This is a genomic window from Mesorhizobium sp. CA16 (genome assembly GCF_020165175.1).
Lineage (GTDB): Bacteria > Pseudomonadota > Alphaproteobacteria > Rhizobiales > Rhizobiaceae > Mesorhizobium.
The window spans coordinates 1-19165 of sequence record NZ_JAIUHP010000014.1; the positions used below are offsets into that span (position 1 = coordinate 1).

19 protein-coding genes, 2 pseudogenes and 1 riboswitch are annotated in these 19165 nt (G+C 64.5%); of the genes and pseudogenes, 9 read left to right on the top strand and 12 right to left on the bottom strand.

All coding sequences use genetic code 11. The annotated features are described in order from the left end of the window. Positions 1-93: 93 nt before the first annotated feature. The 3 genes from LB525_RS19300 to rpmB all read right to left on the bottom strand — a co-directional run bounded on the left by LB525_RS19300 (position 94) and on the right by rpmB (position 1887). The gene (locus LB525_RS19300; RefSeq protein ID WP_140845867.1) at positions 94-768 is read right to left on the bottom strand and encodes a hypothetical protein; all 675 of its coding nucleotides are present in this window, start codon (positions 766-768) and stop codon (positions 94-96) included. A gap of 22 nt (positions 769-790) precedes the next feature. Continuing rightward, positions 791-1477 (bottom strand): queuosine precursor transporter, encoded by a 687-nt coding sequence (locus LB525_RS19305; RefSeq protein WP_224545921.1) that lies wholly within the window; start codon positions 1475-1477, stop codon positions 791-793. A gap of 113 nt (positions 1478-1590) precedes the next feature. Further along, entirely contained in the window at positions 1591-1887 is a 297-nt protein-coding gene (gene rpmB / locus LB525_RS19310; protein WP_095767449.1) for a 50S ribosomal protein L28, read from the bottom strand. Positions 1888-2143: 256 nt separating this feature from the next. Here rpmB and LB525_RS19315 point away from each other — a divergent pair, with 256 nt between their 5' ends. From LB525_RS19315 to LB525_RS19325, 3 genes are read left to right on the top strand one after another with little or no spacing between them, the layout of a single operon-like run. Then, entirely contained in the window at positions 2144-2935 is a 792-nt protein-coding gene (locus LB525_RS19315) for a DUF3108 domain-containing protein (protein WP_224545932.1), read from the top strand. A gap of 32 nt (positions 2936-2967) precedes the next feature. After that, a complete protein-coding gene (locus LB525_RS19320; RefSeq protein ID WP_095767451.1) occupies positions 2968-3855 on the top strand; it encodes a DMT family transporter in 888 nt (295 codons plus the stop codon). Next, on the top strand, positions 3852-4523 hold the full coding sequence (locus tag LB525_RS19325; RefSeq protein WP_224545944.1) for a lysoplasmalogenase: 672 nt from the start codon (positions 3852-3854) through the stop codon (positions 4521-4523). The genes LB525_RS19320 and LB525_RS19325 overlap by 4 nt, the downstream gene beginning before the upstream one ends. A 98-nt stretch (positions 4524-4621) precedes the next feature. Here LB525_RS19325 and LB525_RS19330 read toward each other — a convergent pair whose 3' ends face one another. Continuing rightward, positions 4622-5047, bottom strand: a complete 426-nt coding sequence (locus tag LB525_RS19330) for a cupin domain-containing protein (protein ID WP_224545946.1) — start codon at positions 5045-5047, stop codon at positions 4622-4624. Positions 5048-5100: 53 nt separating this feature from the next. Then, positions 5101-5868, bottom strand: a complete 768-nt coding sequence (gene gloB, locus LB525_RS19335; protein ID WP_224545948.1) for a hydroxyacylglutathione hydrolase — start codon at positions 5866-5868, stop codon at positions 5101-5103. Between the two features lie 134 nt (positions 5869-6002). Between gloB and LB525_RS19340 the strand changes: the two genes are divergently transcribed. From LB525_RS19340 to LB525_RS19350, 3 genes and pseudogenes are all read left to right on the top strand, one after another. Further along, positions 6003-6779 (top strand): class I SAM-dependent methyltransferase, encoded by a 777-nt coding sequence (locus tag LB525_RS19340; protein WP_095767455.1) that lies wholly within the window; start codon positions 6003-6005, stop codon positions 6777-6779. A 114-nt stretch (positions 6780-6893) separates the two neighbouring features. Continuing rightward, positions 6894-8723, top strand: a complete 1830-nt coding sequence (locus LB525_RS19345; RefSeq protein WP_224545950.1) for an ABC transporter ATP-binding protein/permease — start codon at positions 6894-6896, stop codon at positions 8721-8723. A 61-nt stretch (positions 8724-8784) separates the two neighbouring features. Continuing rightward, a pseudogene (locus LB525_RS19350) lies at positions 8785-9560 on the top strand (DUF1194 domain-containing protein). A gap of 16 nt (positions 9561-9576) precedes the next feature. On the opposite strand, the gene LB525_RS19355 reads toward LB525_RS19350, so the two are convergent. Next, entirely contained in the window at positions 9577-10506 is a 930-nt protein-coding gene (locus LB525_RS19355) for a glycosyltransferase family 2 protein (protein ID WP_224545953.1), read from the bottom strand. Positions 10507-10840: 334 nt separating this feature from the next. On the opposite strand from LB525_RS19355, the gene LB525_RS19360 reads away from it, so the two are divergent. Beyond that, entirely contained in the window at positions 10841-11161 is a 321-nt protein-coding gene (locus LB525_RS19360; RefSeq protein WP_224545955.1) for a DUF1330 domain-containing protein, read from the top strand. Between the two features lie 56 nt (positions 11162-11217). Here the strand turns inward: LB525_RS19360 and LB525_RS19365 are convergent, their stop codons facing one another. From LB525_RS19365 to metX, 4 genes are all read right to left on the bottom strand, one after another. Continuing rightward, on the bottom strand, positions 11218-12168 hold the full coding sequence (locus tag LB525_RS19365; protein ID WP_224545957.1) for a glycosyltransferase family A protein: 951 nt from the start codon (positions 12166-12168) through the stop codon (positions 11218-11220). A gap of 176 nt (positions 12169-12344) precedes the next feature. Next, on the bottom strand, positions 12345-12575 hold the full coding sequence (locus LB525_RS19370) for a hypothetical protein (RefSeq protein WP_224545959.1): 231 nt from the start codon (positions 12573-12575) through the stop codon (positions 12345-12347). 5 nt (positions 12576-12580) lie between these two features. Then, positions 12581-13195: a methionine biosynthesis protein MetW gene (gene metW / locus LB525_RS19375; protein WP_140692700.1), complete on the bottom strand. Its 615-nt coding sequence runs from the start codon at positions 13193-13195 to the stop codon at positions 12581-12583. A gap of 58 nt (positions 13196-13253) precedes the next feature. Beyond that, positions 13254-14423 (bottom strand): homoserine O-acetyltransferase MetX, encoded by a 1170-nt coding sequence (metX, locus tag LB525_RS19380; protein ID WP_224545961.1) that lies wholly within the window; start codon positions 14421-14423, stop codon positions 13254-13256. A 96-nt stretch (positions 14424-14519) separates the two neighbouring features. Beyond that, positions 14520-14597, bottom strand: a riboswitch (SAM riboswitch). 146 nt (positions 14598-14743) lie between these two features. Here metX and hisC point away from each other — a divergent pair. Both hisC and LB525_RS19390 read left to right on the top strand, forming a co-directional pair. Further along, entirely contained in the window at positions 14744-15847 is a 1104-nt protein-coding gene (gene hisC, locus LB525_RS19385) for a histidinol-phosphate transaminase (RefSeq protein WP_224545963.1), read from the top strand. 6 nt (positions 15848-15853) lie between these two features. Next, a complete protein-coding gene (locus tag LB525_RS19390; protein ID WP_224545965.1) occupies positions 15854-16789 on the top strand; it encodes a prephenate/arogenate dehydrogenase family protein in 936 nt (311 codons plus the stop codon). Positions 16790-17127: 338 nt separating this feature from the next. Here LB525_RS19390 and LB525_RS19395 read toward each other — a convergent pair. Together LB525_RS19395 and LB525_RS19400 are read right to left on the bottom strand one after the other, a co-directional pair. Next, positions 17128-18045: pseudogene (locus LB525_RS19395) on the bottom strand (sugar kinase); the annotation flags it as partial. 89 nt (positions 18046-18134) lie between these two features. Continuing rightward, positions 18135-19133 carry a DUF2125 domain-containing protein gene (locus tag LB525_RS19400; RefSeq protein ID WP_224545967.1) on the bottom strand — a complete coding sequence of 333 codons (999 nt, stop codon included), beginning with the start codon at positions 19131-19133 and terminating at the stop codon, positions 18135-18137. Positions 19134-19165 lie beyond the last annotated feature (32 nt).

Genomic DNA, 19165 nt, shown 5'->3' on the forward strand with positions numbered 1-19165 from the left:
CCCCCCCCCCCCCCACCACTCTGGAGAATTTTCGCGATCCTGCACGATCGGGCGTAACAAAGCGTAAAGCCGCCGCGGCTGTGGCTGAAAGCGTCAGCCCTGGTTGGTTGCGATCCAGATGACGTGGCGGGCGCCGCGCTTGCCGTTGGCCCGCGTGCTGATCTCCTCGACCGCGAAGCCGGCATGTTTCAGCCGTCGGGTGAAGCCGCTGTCCGGCCCCTGCGACCAGACTGCAAGCACGCCGCCGGGCCTCAACGCGGCGCGGGCGGCCGCAAGGCCGGCGGCGCCATAGAGCGTGTCATTGCCCTTGTGGACGATGCCTTCGGGACCATTGTCGACATCGAGCAGGATCGCGTCCCAAGCGGCATTCTCCGCCCCTATCACCTGGCCGACATCGGCCTCGCGAATGGTGACGCGGGGATCATCGAAGCAGCCACCGAAGATTTCCGCCATGGGGCCGCGCGCCCAGGCGACGACCGCGGGGACGAGCTCGGCAACGGTGACGGCAGCATCGCCATTGAGCGCGGCGAGGGCGGCGCGCAAGGTGAAGCCCATGCCGAGCCCGCCGATAAGGATGCTTGGCCGCTCGCGTCCGGCGATACGCTGACAGGAAAGCCTGGCCAGCGCTTCCTCGGAACCGCTGAGGCGGCTGTTCATCAGCTCGTTGGTGCCGAGCATGATCGAGAATTCAGCGCCGCGCCGCTTCAGGCGCAGCTCCTGGCCGCCATCGGGCGTGCGGGCGGAGTCAAGCTGAACCCAGGGGATCACGGCCCGATTCCACTTGCTGGGATCATGCTCCGACCGCGACCGCCGGCTGGCTCCAGCGCGCGGCGAGCAGCCGGTAGGGGATCAGCGCCACCACGGCGATGATCAGCTTGACCGAAAGGTCGCCAAGCGCCCAGGAGACCCAGCGCATCGTCTCGACCGGCAGCACACCCACCAGCGGCGCGGTCTCCAGCGCGAAGCTGTCGTTGGGACCGGCAAAGGCGAAGGCGGCGGAGAAGGCGACGCCGAAGAAGACGACGGTGTCGAAGATGGAGCCGACCAGCGTGCCGACGATCGGCGCGCGCCACCAGCTCTGCCGGCGCAGCCGGTTGAAGACGGTAACGTCCAGCAATTGCGCGGCGAGGAAGGCAGCGCCGGAAGCGCCGGCGATGCGCACCAGCCGGTCGGCGGCGGTCTCGAACTCGATCAGCCCATGACGGAACAGGAAGGGCGGAATCAGGATCGAACAGGTCACCGCGGTCATGAAGCCGACGAACACCACCTTGCGCGCCACGGCCGGCCCGTAGCGGCGGTTGGCGAGGTCGGTGACCAGGAAGGAGAAAGGATAGGTGAAGGCGCCCCAGGTCAGCAGGTCCGCCAGCGACAGGCCGCCGATCTGGCCCTGCATCGGGAACTGCACGAGGATGTTCGACGCCACGACGACAAGCGCCATGGCGGCCACGAAGGGCAAATATCGCTTCAGGAAATACATTTTTTTATCCTGGGTAATGGAACCAGCCGAGCGTCATGCCGACGCTCGCTCCTGTTTCGAGCACCGGTTTGGCCGGGCTCGAGGCGGTCGTCCCCCGCCTGAAAGCTGCTGCTTTAAGCGGCCGACTGCTCGGCCAGCTTCTTGGCGATCTGCTTCTTGAGCAGACGGGCGCGCTGCGACAATTCCTTGACGTCGGCCTTGGCCAGGAAAGCGTCGAGGCCGCCGCGGTGCTCGACCGAACGCAGCGCGTTGGCCGAAATGCGCAGGCGAACATTCTGGTTCAGCGCTTCGGAAATCAGCGTCACATTGACCAGATTCGGCAGGAAGCGACGCTTGGTCTTGTTGTTGGCGTGGCTCACATTGTTGCCGGTCTGGACTGCCTTGGCAGTGAGTTCGCAGGTGCGGGACATCTTGTCTAACCTCAGTTCTAAGCCTGCCAAACCATTCTGCCCGCGCCGGGCGGCGCGCGGTCTCGGTCAGGCGGCCTTTGGAAAAGTTGGCGTTCCATAGTGGCATTTCACCACTGCGTCAAGCTCCGGCACGCGCCCCGCTGTCAGGCACGCTCCATATAAAGGCCGGATTTCACAGTATAAGCCCATCGCGAAGGGATCTGCCAGGCTGGAGCCGCTGCGTTCCGGCCGAACCGCCAGGGATCAGCCAGCCGCCATGCTCCGTCCTTCTCATGCATTCGCCGCCCTGCTTGCCGTTGCCGTGCCGGCAACGAGCTTCGCCGCCGCGCCGCCGCAGTCGTTCAAGGGCGAGTATACGGTGTCGTTTCTCGGCCTTTCGATCGCCAGGGCGACTTTCTCCAGCCGATACCAAGGCGACAACTATGCCATTGACGGCACCGTCTCGGCCGCCGGCCTCGGCAAGTTGTTCGACGACACGAAAGGCACGATTTCCTCGAAAGGCACCATTTCCGGTAAGCAGATGCAACCGCACGCATTCCGGGCCGACTATACGTCGGGCAAGAAGGCCTCGATGGTCGATATCCGCTTCAACAACGGCGCCGTCACCTCCACGCAAGTCGTTCCCGCGCCAAAGAAGCGCGATCCGAAGAGCTGGGTGCCGCTGGGCGATAGCGACCTGAAATCGGTGCTCGATCCGATGGCCGCGACCGTCATCCACGCCGACAGCCTGGACAAGGTCTGCGGACGCACGGTCAAGTTCTATGATGGCGAGATGCGCGCCGACCTGACCTTGACCTATGCCTCCAAGGGTTCGATCTCGGTGCCGGGCTACAAGGGCGACACGGTGACCTGCAAAATGGGCTTCGAGCCGGTGGCGGGCTATCGCAAGGGCCGCAAAGCTTTGAATTTCCTGAAGAACAAGAGCCGCATGCTGGTGACGTTTGCACCGCTCGGCCAATCCGGCATATATGCGCCGATCCGCGCCACGGTCGGGACCCAGATTGGCCCGCTGACCATCAGCGCGAGACGGTTCGAGGCGGTAAATTAGGACAGGCGCCATCGCGCGCCGGCGGGGGAAACATGGGGCGCGCAACACTGATCGGGTTTTCGGCGGTCGCCATGTGGGCGCTGCTGGCGCTGCTCACCAACGCTTCCGGACAGGTGCCACCCTTCCTGTTGTCGGCCATCACCTTCGCCATCGGCACCTGCGTCGGGCTCGTGGCGCGGCTGGTGATGCCGGCTTCCGACCGGGGCCGGAAGATCCCTCGCCAAGTCTGGGTGATCGGCATTGCCGGGCTGTTCGGTTATCATTTCTTCTACTTCACGGCGCTGCGCAATGCGCCGGCGGTCGAGGCGAGCCTGATCGCCTATCTGTGGCCGCTGCTGATCGTGCTCGGCTCGGCGCTGATGCCGGGCGAGCGGCTTGCCTGGAACCATGTCGTCGGGGCGCTGCTCGGCCTTGCCGGCACCTTCCTGATCGTCACCAAGGGCGGCGGGCTGGCCTTCGACGCGCGCTACGCCTTCGGCTATGCGATGGCGGCCGTCTGCGCGCTGTTGTGGTCGTCCTATTCGCTCTTGTCGCGGCGCTTTCCGTCGGTGCCGACCTCGATCGTCACCTGGTTCTGCGCGGCGACGTCGGCGCTGTCGCTTGCCTGCCATCTGCTGCTTGAGAAGACGGTACTGCCGGACAGCCTCGGACAATGGCTGGCCGTCATCGGGCTCGGCCTGATGCCGGTGGGCGCGGCCTTCTATGCCTGGGACATCGGCGTCAAGCGCGGCAACATCCAGGTGCTGGGCGCCGCGAGCTACGCCGCGCCGCTTCTGTCGACGCTGGTGCTGATCGCCGCTGGCGTCGCCGAGCCGTCGCTGCGCATCCTCGCGGCCTGCGTGCTCATCACCGGAGGCGCCGCGCTCGCGGCGAAGTCGCTGCTGATGCGCAAGCCGGCGGCCAAGGAGGTCAACGCATGATGCCGTTTTCCGGCGGCATCGAGGCCAACGCCAACGCGACGCTTTTGTTCTCGTTCGTCGCGGCCGTTATCTACGCCTTTGCGCTCGACATGCCGCCGAAGTGGACGCGCACGGCGGCAAAGACGCTTGCCGTGGCTTTGCTGGCCGTGCTTGCCGCCATGCAGGGCGGTCCGCTGCTGCTGGTCGCGGCGCTGGCACTCAGCGCTGTCGGCGACGCCTTTCTGTCACGCGACGGCGAAAAGGCCTTTCTCGGCGGGTTGGCGAGCTTTCTCGCCGGTCATATCGCCTATGTCGCGCTGTTTTCGCAGGCAGGCGGCGGGCCCGGCCTGTTGAGCGCCGAACCCTGGCGCGGCGCGATCGCCTTGGCCATGGCCGCATTCAGCATCGTCATGCTTGCCGCGCTCTGGCGCCGCGTCGGCCCGCAACTGCGCGCGCCGGTCGCCGTCTATGTCGCGGCGATCCTCGCCATGGGCATTTCGGCGCTCACGACCAATGCTCCCTGGGTAATCGCCGGCGCGGTGCTGTTCATCGCCTCGGACGGGCTGCTGGCAACCGAGCGCTTCCTGCTGGCGGCGATCTCGCCGCATCGCCTGTGGATGCGCCATGCGGTCTGGGTGCTTTACTATGCCGCCCAGCTGGCGATCACCTTGGGACTTCTACTCGCCTAGTGCGTTTCACCGTTTCACGGAAACGACGAAACGCCCTATCTCTTTGTTTTTTACGCAATTCCGGACGGAAAACCCCTCACACTTTTCCTGGAATTGCTCTAGACCGGCTGCCAGCCCGGCTCGGCCAGCTCGAAAGCGGCGAAATCGAAGCCCGGCGCCACGGTGCAGCCGACCAGCGTCCACTCGCCGAGGCTGCGCGCCGACTGCCACCAGCCGGCCGGCACGACGATCTGCGGCCGCTCGCCGGCGGCAAGGGCCGTGCCAAGCACCTGCTCGATAACGGCGCCTGCGCCTTCCTCATGCATCGACAGCGCCAGCGGCGCTCCGGCATAAAAATGCCAGACCTCGGCCGCGTCCTTCACCCGGTGCCAGGCCGAAAGCTGGCCGTGCTCGAGCAGGAAGTAGATCGCGGTCGAATGACCGCGCGGGCCGCCCGCGGCGTCGCGAAAGGTCTCGGCGTACCAGCCGCCCTCCGGATGCGGCTCGAGGCCTAGCGTTGCGATAATCTCGGCGGCGCTGGTCATTGGCGGCCTTTGCTGCGACGAACGTCGAGCCTTTTGGTCGACATGCGGTGGAACTAAAAATTGTCCTTGCGCTTGCGGATCTCGGCAAACACCTCTGCGTCCGAGGCTTTCTCCATGCCGAGATGCTTGCGGATCGCCGGGTCGTGCCAACGCAGGAACGGGTTGGTCGACAGTTCCTCTCCGATGGTCGTCGGCAATGTCGGCTTGTCGTCGGCGCGCAGCGCTTCGATCCTCGCCGCGCGCTGCTTCAGCGCCGAGTTGGTCGGGTCGACCGTCACCGCGAAACGGGCATTGGCCAAGGTGTATTCGTGGCCGCAATAGATGGCGGTTTGCGCCGGCAGCGCCGCCAGCTTCTTCAAAGAGTCATACATGACCGGCGGCTTGCATTCGAACAGGCGGCCGCAACCCAGTGCAAACAGCGTATCGGCGGTGAAGGCCACTTTTGAGGCCGGCAGATAGTAGGAGACGTGGCCGGCGGTATGGCCGGGCGTCTCCATGACCTCGATGCGTTCCTCGCCAAGGAGCACGACCGAGCCTTGGCTGACCGTCTCGTCGATGCCGGGGATCTTCGCCTTCTCGGCTTCCGGGCCGACGATGCGCAATTTGAAGCGTTCCTTCAGCGCCAGATTGGCTTCGACATGGTCAGCATGATGGTGCGTGGTGAGGATCAATGTCGGCGTCCAGCCGGTGCGCTTGACCGCCGCCAGGATCGGCGCTTCTTCCGGCGCGTCGATGATCGCCGTCTGTCCGCTTTTCGGATCGTGGACCAGCACGCCGAAATTGTCGGTGCGGCACATGAACTGCTCGATTTCGACCGGCATCGCATGTCTCCCTTTGTCGTCGCAGACATAGGGCGGCCGGCCGCCGATGTCATCCGGGTTTGTTGAACTAGGCGCCTTTGTTGAACTTTCCGCCTTTGTTGAACTTGGGCCCCTTCGCGGCTACCGTCGCGCGCATGCATTCGGATATCGTCGACCTGCGTTCCTTCTATTCGACCACGCTCGGGCGCCTGGCCGAGCATTCGATCACCATGGCGCTGTCGTCCGTATGGGCGACCGTTCCCAATGAGCGGCTGGTCGGCCTCGGCTATGCGCTGCCATGGCTGGAACGCTTCGGCACCGATGCCGAGCGCGTCTTCGCCTTCATGCCGGCGACGCAAGGCGCGGTGGTGTGGCCGGTGTCGGGGCCGACGGCGACGGCGCTGGTCTTCGACGAGGAGCTGCCGCTGGTCGATTCCTGCATCGACCGCGTGCTTTTGGTGCATTCGCTCGAACATGCCGAAAACCCGCGCGAGACGCTGAACGAGATCTGGCGCGTGCTGTCGCCGGCCGGGCGCGTGGTCATCGTCGTGCCCAACCGGCGCGGCGTCTGGGCGCGGTTCGAGCACACGCCCTTCGGCAATGGCCGGCCGTTCTCGCGTGGCCAGTTGACCGAGCTGTTGCGCGAGGCGAATTTCACCCCGGCAACATGGAGCGATGCGCTGTTCTTCCCGCCGTCGCCGCGGCGTTTCATGATGCGCTTCCACAATGTGCTGGAGAAGGCTGGCCGGCGGTTCTGGCCGATCTTTTCCGGCGTCATCGTCGTCGAGGCGCAGAAGCGGCTCTACCAGGGCGTGCCGGTCGCGCAGCGTGCTTCTCGCCGCGTCTTCGTGCCGGTCTTCTCGCCGCAGGGCGCAACGCGGCTTGGCCGGCGTGCGGCTGACGCCGCGCCTGGCCAAGTGACGCGTTCGTGATCGCCGCGCCTTGGATCGCGCGGCAATCGTCACCCTATCTGAGGCATGCCCGAGCTAAGGCATGCTCGCTCGGCGCGGTAATCATGACCGCAGCGGAAACCAGGAATATCCTTCATGGACCACCAGACCGATAGAAAGCCGGGGCGGCAGAAACCCGTTGTCTCGGTGGAGGCGAGCAGCCTCGCCGACCAGGTGGCGACGATCAAGCTGGGGCTGAAATCCTCGCCGGTGCGCAGGCAACTTGCCTGGGTCTCCATCGGTATCGTCGCGGTCATCGTCGCAACCTCGGTGGGACAGGTCCTGCTCAATCGCTGGAATCAGCCTTTCTACGATGCGCTGGCCCGGCGCGACATGACGGCCTTCCTACACCAGCTTCTGGTCTTTGCGATGATCGCCGGCGGGCTTCTGGTGCTCAATATCGGCCAGACCTGGCTCAACCAGATGATCCGTCTGAGGCTGCGCGAGGCGCTGACGCTCGACCTCATCGATCAATGGATGCGCCCAGCGCGGGCCTTTCGGCTTGCCAATGCCGGCACCATCGGCGTCAATCCCGACCAGCGCATGCAGCAGGATGCCGCTCATTTGTCGGATCTGTCGACGGATCTGGGCGTCGGCCTGCTGCAGTCGTTCATTCTGCTTGTCTCCTTCATCGGCGTGCTGTGGGAGCTGTCTTCCGGCTTCGTGTTCCATGTCGGCGGCCATTCGCTGGAGATACCGGGCTATATGGTCTGGGCCGCGTTCCTCTATGCCGGCATCGCCTCGTGGCTGAGCTGGCTGGTCGGGCGTCCGCTGATCGGCCTCAACAGCGAGCGCTACACCCGCGAGGCGGAGCTGCGCTCCTCCATGGTGCGGGTCAACGAGAATGTCGATGCGATCGCGCTCTATCATGGCGAGCCCGACGCCAGACGCCGGCTCGAGCTCGATCTCGGCACGGTGCTGGGCGCCATGCGGCGCATCTTCACCGCCCAGATCAACCTGGCCTGGGTGACCGACACCTATGGCTGGATAACCGTGGTGGCGCCCATCCTGGTGGCGTCGCCGGTCTATTTCTCGGGCGACATCTCATTCGGCGGGTTGATGATGGCGGTCGGCGCCTTCAACCAGGTTCATTCATCCCTGCGCTGGTTCATCAACAACATCGGCAGTATCGCCGACTGGCGCGCGACGCTGATGCGCGTGGCCGATTTCCGCATCGCGCTCACCGAAACCGACGCGCTGCATGATACGGAAAAACACATCCAGTTCGGCGAAAACGCCAATGGCAGCCTGACCTTCGACACGCTTCAGGTGGCTTCGCCGGAAGGCTGCACCAAGCTTGCCCAGACGGATGTCGAAATCCACGCCGGCGAGCGCGTCATGATCACCGGCGAGCCGGGCGCCGGCAAGACATTGTTCTTCCGCGCCCTTGCCGGCCTGTGGCCGTGGGGGAGCGGGCGGATCGGCCTGCCGGCCGGCGAGACTCCCATCTTCGTGCCGCGCGTGCCCTATTTCCCGGCCGGCACGCTGCGCGAGGTGCTCGATCATCCGAACGGCGAGGCCCCGGCCAGCGATGCCGAGATCGCGGCGGTGCTTGGCGAGGTCGGCCTCGATCCACTGGCAACCACCCTTGATCGTCCCAGGCGATGGGAACGCGAGCTCGGCGATGACGAACAACGGGCGCTGGCTTTCGCCAGGCTCGCCTTGCGCAAGCCGAAATGGGTGATCATCGACGAAGCCCTGGATGCGTTCGACGGGCCGACGTTGCGGCGGGTGCTAGCCATGCTGCAGAAGCGCCTGCCCGAAACCGCAATCATCAATATCGGGCGGGGCCAGCACAACACCCAGTTCTTCCCGCGCGCGCTGAATATCGTGAAGGATACCGGCGCACCGGCTTTGAAGCCGGCCCGTGTCCGCGCCGGCGCGATCGAGCCACCACCCATCGCTGCCCGCCAGGGGAAGAAATAGCTTATTTTCGCCGTGATCGCCGGGAAAATCCGCCGGGTCGTTCGAGGGTGCCATGCTTGCGATGCTCGGCCTGCTTGTGTGCCTTGCCTGCGCCGAGGCGGCGCCATTGCCCATGCCGGGCAAAGGCGCGCCGGTGGACGTGGAACTTGTGCTTGCCGTCGACATCTCGCAGTCGATGGACCAGCGTGAACTCGCCCTGCAGCGCGCCGGCTATGTCGAAGCGCTGCGCCACCCCGACTTCATCAACGCCGTACGCTCGGGTCCAAATGGCCGCATTGCGCTCGCCTATTTCGAATGGGCGGGCGTCGTGCGCGAGGACGGGGCATCGACGGCGAGGACAGCGCCAACGCCTTCGCCGACAAGATCGCCGCGCGGCCGTTCCGCAGCTTCCGCGGCACCTCGATCTCGGGTGCCCTCGGCTTCGGCGCCGGGCTCCTGGAGAGAACCGGCTTTTCGGCGCCGCGCCGCGTCATCGACATATCGGGAGACGGGCCCAACAATACCGGGCTGCCCGTCACGGCAGTCCGCGATGCCGCCGTTGCCAGCGGTGTCGTCATCAACGGCCTGCCTATACTGATCAGTCCGTCGCCGAGTGTGGGCCGTCTCGACCGCTACTACGCCGACTGCGTGACCGGAGGAGCCGGTTCGTTCGTGCTGCCGATCTACGCGGCGTCCGAATTCTCGACCGCCGTCCGCCGCAAGCTGGTCCAGGAAGTCAGCGGCCTGACAGGCGCCAGATCCTTCCACGTCGAAGATGCGACGCCGGTCGATTGCCTGCTGGGCGAGCGCCTGCGGCAGCGGTTCTCCGATCCTTATTTCCCGGAACTCGACAGATAGCCGTCTTGCGATTTTCTCAGACCGCCCGGGCGCCGTATTTGGCGCGGAACTCGTCGTAGCAGTCGCGCCGCCAGCGGCGGCCGACGACATAGCCGCGCAAGAGTTCGGCGGGCGAGTAGCCGAGCGACTTGGACGACCGGTTGGCATGATAGCCCGAAAACGCCTGCGGCAACCTGCCCTTGAGGGTATCGGCGATGATCTGACGCGCAATCATGTAAGGCGGAACGTCGGGATAGCGGTCGGCGATATAAGGATGCTTGTCGATCAGACTGGCATAGGCCTCGACATAGCCGTCGCGGCGGCCGGAGATCGAATTCTCCGAATTGTACTTCTTCCAGTCGATATCCTCGGACAGCAAGGCGCCGCCGCGTTGGGCAAAGCGCAGCAGCAATTCGCGATCCTGCATGCGCGTGATGTCGCTGTCATAGCCGCCGATCGCCAGCAGCGACTCGCGCCTTGCGGTGATCGCCGAGCCGGCAATGAAGATGGTCTGCGAGACCAGGGCGCGCTGCAGCGTGCTCTTGTCGAGGAAGGCGTCGCGATTGATGCATTTGGTGCTGCGGCCGCCCTTCAGCGATACGAACGAGCTGATGAGGACTTCGAGCGAGGGGTTCTGGTCGAAGCGCGCCAGTGTTCGTTCCAGCCGGTCCGGCAGATAGACGTCGTCCGAATCGAGAAACGTCACGACCGGCGCCCGTGCGCGTTCGATACCCGCATTGCGCGCGGCATTGGCGCCGCGCCATTTGGCGCCGACATAAATCAGCCTCGGGTCGCGGATTTCGGCGAGCGCAGCGGCCGTCCCGTCGGTCGAACCGTCGTCGACCACAATGTGCTCGAAGCGGGTAAGTGTCTGCGCCAGAGCGCTTTCCACCGCGCGCACGACCTGGCTGCGACGGTTGTGGGTTGGCGTGATCACTGAGATCAGCGGAACGTCCTGGCTCGACATCGGGCTGCCACCACCGGTCGGATCTAGCGTTTGTCGGATGGGTCCGATGGCTATCTTCGTGTCCCACCTCTGATTTGCGGCCGACGCTACAAAAAACCTCCCATTGTGTCACGCCAGGCCGGCCGAGAAATGCCGAAATTAGCGGTTTTTCCGCAACATTGCGGTCTGATGGCAACACAACTGGCCTTCCTGTTGATTAGGCGGCCCGCCAACAGGAAACAACGGATGATTTTGCCCCGATGACTTCTGAGGTAATCGACCGAACTACCTGGCTCCCGCATGGTGATCTCCAAGAAGCCGACCGATCGGCTTTGTTTCATCAAGGAGCAGGATCATGACCGCTTACGCCGTTGCCCATATGCGCCAAGTCACCCCGGGTCCCTGGATACTCGAATATCTCGAGAGCATAGACGCCACGCTGGCGCCGTTCGGCGGGCGCTTCATCGTCCACGGCGGCGACGTCGAGGTCGTCGAGAACAGCTGGCCCGGGCACCTGATCGTCATCGAATTCCCCGGTAGGCAGCGTATGCGGGACTGGTACAATTCACCGGCCTATCAGGCGATCCTTTCGCTGCGCACCCAGAACTCGCAGTCCGACGTGATCTTCGTCGACGGCGTCGAGCATCCGCACAAGGCTACGGATGTGCTTGGCTAGCGGGAAAAGATTGACGTTAGCTGTGCCCGATATAGTCCGGCACCATTTCGACCTCGTCACGGACAAGGCCGGCCGCCAGGCTGAAATGGCCGAAAAACGCCAGTGTATAGAACGCCAGTCCGACAATGACAGCAAACGGGATTTGCCAGGAGGGCATGCCGGTCTGCCGCGCATGGCCTGTCACTCGCCGGATCGTGCGCCAAGACATAGTCCCCCAGCGCGTGAAGGATTTGACGATACGCCGAGCCCTGCCAGGTGCATGAAGCTCGACGAATTTTCGATCGGCGTCCCTGCCGGTTACCAGCGCGCGCCAAAAGAAGAACCCCCAGCCCCGCGGCGAATAGTGGTGAACGCGTGCGTCCACGTTGACTATCTTGTGGCCTTCGCTCCAAAGCTGGTGCATCAGCAACGTGCACGAGACCTTGAAGCCGTTGTGGGCTGGAAATGGGTGACTGGATATCCAGTCGTGCCGAAAGGCAATGTTGTTGGTTGAGAGCACGCTTCGAGGCGAATCTCTCGTCTCCCTCAGCCATCGGGAAAAACCAGATCAACGCGAAGGTTCGCGAGAAGAAGTCATCGTATGAAAGATAGGTGTGTCCATTCACACAGATGGTTTCAGGCTGGTCGACGAAGGGTTTCAGTAGAGTTGAGAGCCAGTTCCGTTCCGGAACTGTATCGGAATCGAGAAAAACAAGGACGCTCCCTTCGCACGAGGGAATGCCATTGTTCTTGAGGTCGTAATATCTGCCGCCAGGGAACGCCGCGAAGGCCAGATCGGCAACCTGCTCCAGTTGTGGCGCTTCAGCTCCGATACTGCTTCGCAGTGAGACTGCGTCAGTTTCGAGGCCGCCGTGCGAGATTATGACCTTCGGCTTCGGAAATCCGGTAGCGGAAGCCTGGGCGATCTCGCGCGCCAAGGCCTTCAGCCCAAGGCCAATCTCGTCCCAGTCGATGGATTTGGCATTCTCCATCTCCAAGACAATAGAATAGGTGGGATGTTCAGCCATCGCGGCACAACCGGTTGATCAACCCAGTGGCTATAGTCCTAACAGCATGCTGTCAAACGATCGGGATGCAACTATGCGCTGCGAATTTGTCAGATGAGTTATCTTATCGGCAAGTTGTGCGAACTGACTCGCAAAGAGCTTGATTGCATAGACGCCGGTAGAGGACCGCCCCTGTGTCAGCGCACGCAGTAGCTGGGCGCGGGGATCTCGCGGATAATCCGGCAGCTCCAGCAGACGTCGCCGCCGAACCATTCCAGCGGATGGCCCAGCCCGGCGGAAACCATCAAACCTGCAAGATGATTGCTACCGCTGCGCGGCGATGTGCAGACGAGAATTCCCGCCCGTATTTCGGAAAGAATATTCGGGGGGATTTCCACCACTGCCGGCGATCGACGAAAGAAACGCATTTCCGTCATCGCCTCAGCAAAAACACCGCCTGCTGACCAAAAAAATTCCAGAACCACCAGGGCATCGAAAGGCCGATCTTCTGGCCGTTGGCGTCGAGCGCGGTTGCCTTCTCGACGGTCGCGCCGAGTTCCTCGCACAGATTGACGAAGTCGCGGATGGTGCAGAAATGGATGTTGGGCGTGTCGTACCAGGAGTAGGGCAGGTCCTTGGTGACCGGCATCCTGCCCTTGACCAACAGCGAGAAGCGCACGCGCCAGTGGCCGAAATTGGGGAAGGAGACGATGGCGCGGTTGCCGATACGAAGCAGCTCGTCGAGCACCAGCTTCGGGTTGCGGGTCGCCTGCAGGGTCTGTGAGAGCACGACGAAGTCGAAGCCCTTGTCGGGATAGAATTCGAGGTCCTTGTCGGCATCGCCCTGGACGACGGAAAGGCCGCGCGCCACGCATTCGTTGACGCCGCGCTGCGACAGTTCCAGCCCGCGGCCGTCGACCTGCTTGGTCGCCTGCAGGAGCTCCAGAAGCAGTCCGTCGCCCGAGCCGACATCGAGGACGCGCGAATTGGCCGGGATGAGATCGGTGACGACCTCGAGGTCGACACGCTGGGCGCGATTGACGCTCATGGCTTCGCCTCCTGCACGGCGCATGATCCCGGTCCGAAAAGTCGGCGACTTGTCGGGGTCATAGGCTTAGCCCCCTGGCGCGGGCGGCGGAGGCGATGAAGCCGTTGATGGCCGCGAACAGCTCCGGCTCGTCGAGCAGGAAGGCATCGTGGCCGCGATCGGTCTCGATCTCGACGAAGGAGACGGAAGCGCCCGCCGCGTTCAAGGCATGCACGATCGATCGGCTCTCCTCGGTCGGGAACAGCCAATCGCTGGTGAAGGAAACCAGGCAAAAACGCGTCTTGGTGCCGGCGAAGGCGTCGGCGAGGCGCCCGCCGTGATCGGCGGCAAGGTCGAAATAGTCCATCGCGCGGGTCAGATAGAGGTAGGAATTGGCGTCGAAGCGGTCGACGAAAGTCATGCCCTGATGGCGCAGATAGCTCTCGATCTGGAAATCGGCGTCGAAGCCGAAGGTCAGCGCCTCGCGGTCCTGCAAATTGCGGCCGAACTTGCGGTGGAGCGCGGCTTCCGAAAGGTAGGTGATGTGAGCGGCCATGCGCGCGACGGCGAGCCCTTTTTCCGGCCGCTTGCCGAAATCGAGATATTTGCCGCCATGCCAGTCGGGATCGGCCATGACGGCCTGTCGGCCGACTTCATGGAAGGCGATGTTCTGCGAGGAATGGCGGGCGCCGGTGGCGATGGGCAGGACGCAGAACACGCGCTCCGAATGGCTCGCCGCCCATTCCAGAACCTGCATGCCGCCCATCGAGCCGCCAAGCACGCAAAACAGCTTCTCGATGCCGAAATGATCGACCAGCATCGTCTGCGCGCGCACCATGTCGCGGATGGTGATGATCGGCAGGTCGAGCCCGTAGGGCTTGCCGGTCGCCGGGTTGGTCGAGGCCGGGCCGGTCGAGCCGAGGCAGCCGCCGACGACGTTGGAGCAGATGACGAAGAAACGGTTGGTGTCGATGATCCTGCCGGGGCCGATCAGAACCTCCCACCAGCCCGGCTTGCCGGTCACCGGATTGGTGTTGGCGACGTGCTGGTCGCCGGTCAGCGCGTGGCAGACGAGGATGGCATTGGAGCGCGCGTCGTTGAGCGTGCCGTAGGTCTGGTAGGCAATCTGGAAGGGCGAGAGCAGCGTTCCGGCGTCGAGCTTCAGCGGCTTGTCCGCGCCGAACCGCAGCACCGGGCTCGACGGATGGTCGGCCTCGTCGTTGTTTCTTGCAGCACGCTGAGCGGCCATGTCCGTCCTCATCCTGTCCCGCATCGGTCTCGTCCCGACGCGGTGTCCGGCCGGCAGCGGACAATAAAAAACCGGCATTGCCGTCGCAAAGCCGGTTACAGGTTGCAAACGGCCCTTTAGCGAGTTGTTTAACGTGGCTGCAAGCCGACCGGCCAAATCACCACGGGAGTCTGGCAATCCTTCTAGGACCAGCGCCGCGCTTCGTCAACGGGTGGCCTCCTCGCGACCGGATACGGGTGCCAGCCGGCGGCACTCGACATTCCAGCCCGTGGCCTGTATTTCCGCTGCGGCCTTGAAGGTCTTCTCGACGGATTTGTGACATGAAGCAGGATCAGCCCCGTCCGACGCCCCGCGCGGGCATCATGGACATCGAGGCCTATGTGCCGGGAAAAAGCACCGCGCCGGCCGGCGTGACGAAGGTCTATAAGCTGTCGGCGAACGAAAATCCGCTCGGGCCCTCGCCGAAAGCGATCGAGGCCGCGCGCGAAGTGGCGGCGAAGCTCGACGTCTATCCCGATGGCACCGCCCGCCGGCTGCGCGAGGCGATCGCCGAGGTGCATGGCCTCAACCCGGCCAACATCATCTGCTCCAACGGCTCCGACGAGATCCTGGGGCTACTGGCGCAGACCTATCTCGCGCCGGGCGACGAGGCCGTGTTCACCGAGCACGCCTTCATGGTCTACAAGATCTATATCCAGGCGGCTGGCGCCAAGCCGGTGGCGGTCAAGGAAACCGAGGAGCGCGCCGACATCGACGCGATTCTCGCGGCGGTGACGCCGGCGACGCGGATCGTGTTCCTCGCCAATCCCAACAATCCGACGGGCACCTATGTGCCGTTCCAGGAAGTGCGCCGGCTGCACGCTGCATTGCCGAAGAACGTGCTCCTGGTGCTCGACGCGGCCTATGCCGAATATGTGCGGCGCAACGACTACGAGGCCGGCATCGAGCTGGCGGGCAGCTCCGAGAACGTGGTGATGACCCGCACCTTCTCCAAGCTCGGCCTCGGTGGCGCGCGCGTCGGCTGGATGTACGGGCCGGCGCATATCGTCGATGCGATCAACCGCATTCGCGGCCCCTTCAACGTCAACGCCACAGCGATCGAGGCCGGCATCGCCGCGATCCGCGACCGCGCCCATATCGAGCGCAGCGTGGCGCATAACGAGAAATGGCTGGCCTGGCTCAGCGCCGAGTTGACCGGGCTCGGCCTGCGCGTCACGCCGAGCGTCGGCAATTTCGTGCTGATCCATTTTCCCGACGGCAAGAAACATTCGGCGGCGGCCGCGGACGATTATCTGAGCGCGCGCGGCTACATCCTGCGCCGCGTCACCGGCTATGGCTTCCCCAACGCGCTGCGCATGAGCGTCGGCACCGAGGAAGCCAATCGCGGCGTCATCGATGCGCTTAAGACCTTCCTGAAAAGCTAGAACACCATGGCGTCACCGATGTTCGAGAAAATAGCGCTGGTCGGCATCGGCCTGATCGGCTCGTCGCTTGCCCGCGTTGTCCGCCGCGAGGGTCTGGCGCGCCATATCGCCATAGCGACGCGCAGCCAATCGACGCTCAAGCGCGCCGAGGAGCTTGGCCTCGGTGATTCCTATAGCACCGATGCTCGCGAAGCCGTGCGCGACGCTGATCTCGTCATCGTCTCGGTTCCGGTCGGCTCGTCCGGCGAGGTCGCGGCCGAGATCGCGCCTGCGCTGAAGAAGGGCGCCATCCTCACCGATGTCGGCTCGACCAAAGCCTCCGTCATCGCGCAAATGCAGCCGCATGTGCCCGAAGGCGTGCACTTCATCCCCGGACATCCGCTGGCCGGCACGGAAAAATCCGGACCCGATGCCGGCTTCGCCGATCTCTTCGAGAATCGCTGGTGCATCTTCACGCCGCTGCCGGGCACCGATCCCGCGGCGCTCGAGACGCTTTCGGAATTCTGGCGGCGCTGCGGGTCCAACATCGACACGATGGACCCGCAGCACCACGACATGACGCTCGCGATCGTTTCGCATTTGCCGCATATCATCGCCTACAACATCGTCGGCACGGCGGACGATCTGGAAGCGGTGACCAAAAGCGAAGTCATCAAATATTCCGCTTCCGGCTTCCGCGACTTCACCCGTCTTGCCGCCTCCGACCCGACCATGTGGCGGGACGTGTGCCTGCACAACAAGGACGCGATCCTGGAGATGCTGGCGCGTTTCTCGGAGGATCTGGCCTCGCTGCAGCGGGCGATCCGCTGGGGCGACGGCGAGAAGCTGTTCGACCTCTTCACCCGCACCCGCGCCATCCGCCGTTCGATCATCGAGGCCGGCCAGGATATCGATGTGCCGGATTTTGGCCGCCAGGCGGTCGAGCACCCGGCCAAGCCTTAGGCTTTTCCCTCGTTCTCTGGCGTGGATTGACCTGTCAGCCCGGGCAGGCGCATGCGCTGGAGATTGGCCGAAACGCCCATCGCGATCGTCATCCACGGGCGGAGCAAGGAGCGACCCGAGGATCCACTCCGTGACTTCCGAGCGCTGTCGCGGTGCAGAATTCTGCTCCGCCGCATTCCATGGCTCAGGCCCCGGGATGGATTCCAGGGTCTCCGCGACGCCGCTTCGCGGCTGCTCCGCCCTGGAATGACGAGGTTGAGCGGCTTACGCCAACCCCAGCTTTTGTGCCGATTTCGCGGAAATAGCCGAGATACTTTTGCGTTCCAGCCCTGGGCTGGCGGCCAGTGCGCCGCCATCATCGCCAGCGTTTCGGCCCGATCCGGCGCGCCGAGGCGGCCGCCGAAGCGCAGGCATTTGAGCGCCGCGGCGGCGCTGGCAAAGCGTAGGGCTTCCTCTATGGGCATGGCCTCGGCAAGGCCGACGGCGAAGGCGCCGTGGAAGACGTCGCCGGCGGCGAGCGTGTCGATCGCCTTGACCTTCGGCGCCTCGACATGGCGCACGCGCCGAGTCGCGCGGTCGTGCCACCAGGTGCCGGCCGCGCCGCCGGTCACCGCGACAAAGGCATCGGTGCGCGAAGCGAGGTCGGCGCAGGCGCTTTCGGGGTCGAGCGCGTGGCCGCAGACGATGCGCGCCGCCGGTTCGGAAGCGACGATGTGCGAGGCCAAGGGCAAGAGCCGCTCCAGCACCTCGACCGGCGCGGTATCGGCATCCAGGATCGCCGGGCGGCCGATCGATCTGGCTGCGCTGAGAGCAAGCGCCGCGGCGCCCGGCCAGCGGACATCCACCAGCACGGCGTCGAAGCCGGAGAGGTCGGCAAGCGGCAGCGCCTCGGGATCGGCTTGCGCCTTTTTGTCGTAGAAGGGGACGATGACGCGCTCGCCATGCGCATCCACGAGGATCGCGGCCAGCGCCGATCGCGCGCCGGCGACGCGACGGATAAGGCTGCAGTCGACGCCTTCGGCCTTGATGTCGGCGATAAGCTGGTCGCCGACCGGATCGTCGCCCGCGCTCGCCCACAGCGAGACTTCGGCGCCGAGACGCCGCGCGGCGCAGGCGGCGCTTGTCGCCATGCCGGAAGCGATCTGGACGCCGTCGCTGGCGATGAACTTGCCTTGATGCGCGGGCAGCGTTTCGACGCGAAGGATCGTGTCGAGGGTGAAGGCGCCGACGCTGAGCAGTCTGACCGGCTGCGGCATCGTTGCTTTACTCTTCTCAGTCGGCATGATCTCACCCGAAAACCGGTCCCCACCTTTTGCTATGCTGACCTTCGGTTCGGGACCACGCTCTATTCAAGCGGCTTGACCTTGCCGAGCGGGATGAAGCCCAGCGAAGCCTTGCCCTTGACGATCTTGAGCGGCAAGGAGGGTTCCTTGCCAAGCATGGCAATGGCAGCAAAGCCCTGCTCGATCTCGCTTTTATGCTCGGGAATCGCGCCGGCAAGGATAGATGCCACCGCTTTCGGGTCCTTGAGCTTGATCGTCAGGTCCCCGTTGACCAGCCCTTCCGCGTCGACGGAGACCGGTCCGGACACGATGATGCGCGCCGTGCCGGACGACAGGTCGAGCTTGGCGATCTCGATCGACTGGCCGCGCAGGCTCTTCGGCGGCGCTGCGATCAGCGCCACGCCGTTCTTCAGCGTCACGTCGCCGCTGCCGTCCAGCGCCGGCAGCACGCGTCCGTCGATGGCATCCGCGTTGATCTCCAGGTCGCCGAAGCTGCCGACATAATTGATGTCCTGGCCGGCCGGCTGCAATTGGCCGGCCGCCTTGCCGGCGCTGAACAATTGGATCGGATCCGTGTCGTCCTGCGGGTCGGTCTGACCGTTCAGGCCTTCAGCCTGCACGGAAACGCTCCTTGGCAACGGCCACCACACTTTGACATTGGCCTGCAACCGGTCCCAGTTGATCCAGAGCGGCGGCATTCCGGGCGCCATCGTTCTCAACGGCCCGCGCAGGTCGGCGACCGGCGACAAGGGTCCGGCGATCCCGGCGACGGCGTTGAAGCTGCCGGTGGAGGCGGCGACCTTCCTGGTGTCGTCTTCATAGGCGATGTTGTCGCAGGAGACCGTGAAGCTCATCGGGTAGCCGCTGACGGCGAGGTTGGCGCAGCCGGCGGCGATGCCTTTGCTGCCCAGTCTCGCCACCGCCTGGTCGGCCTCGGTCTTGAGCCTGTCGGCGAGATAGAACCAGCCGCCGCTATAGGCGGCGAACAGCACGACAAGGAGCGCGGCAAGCCAGAACAGCCGGCGGCGAAGTTTGGGCGATCGCTCGTCACTTGACGTCATGCTGCGGCTCTCGTTAACCCGGCGAGCGGGCA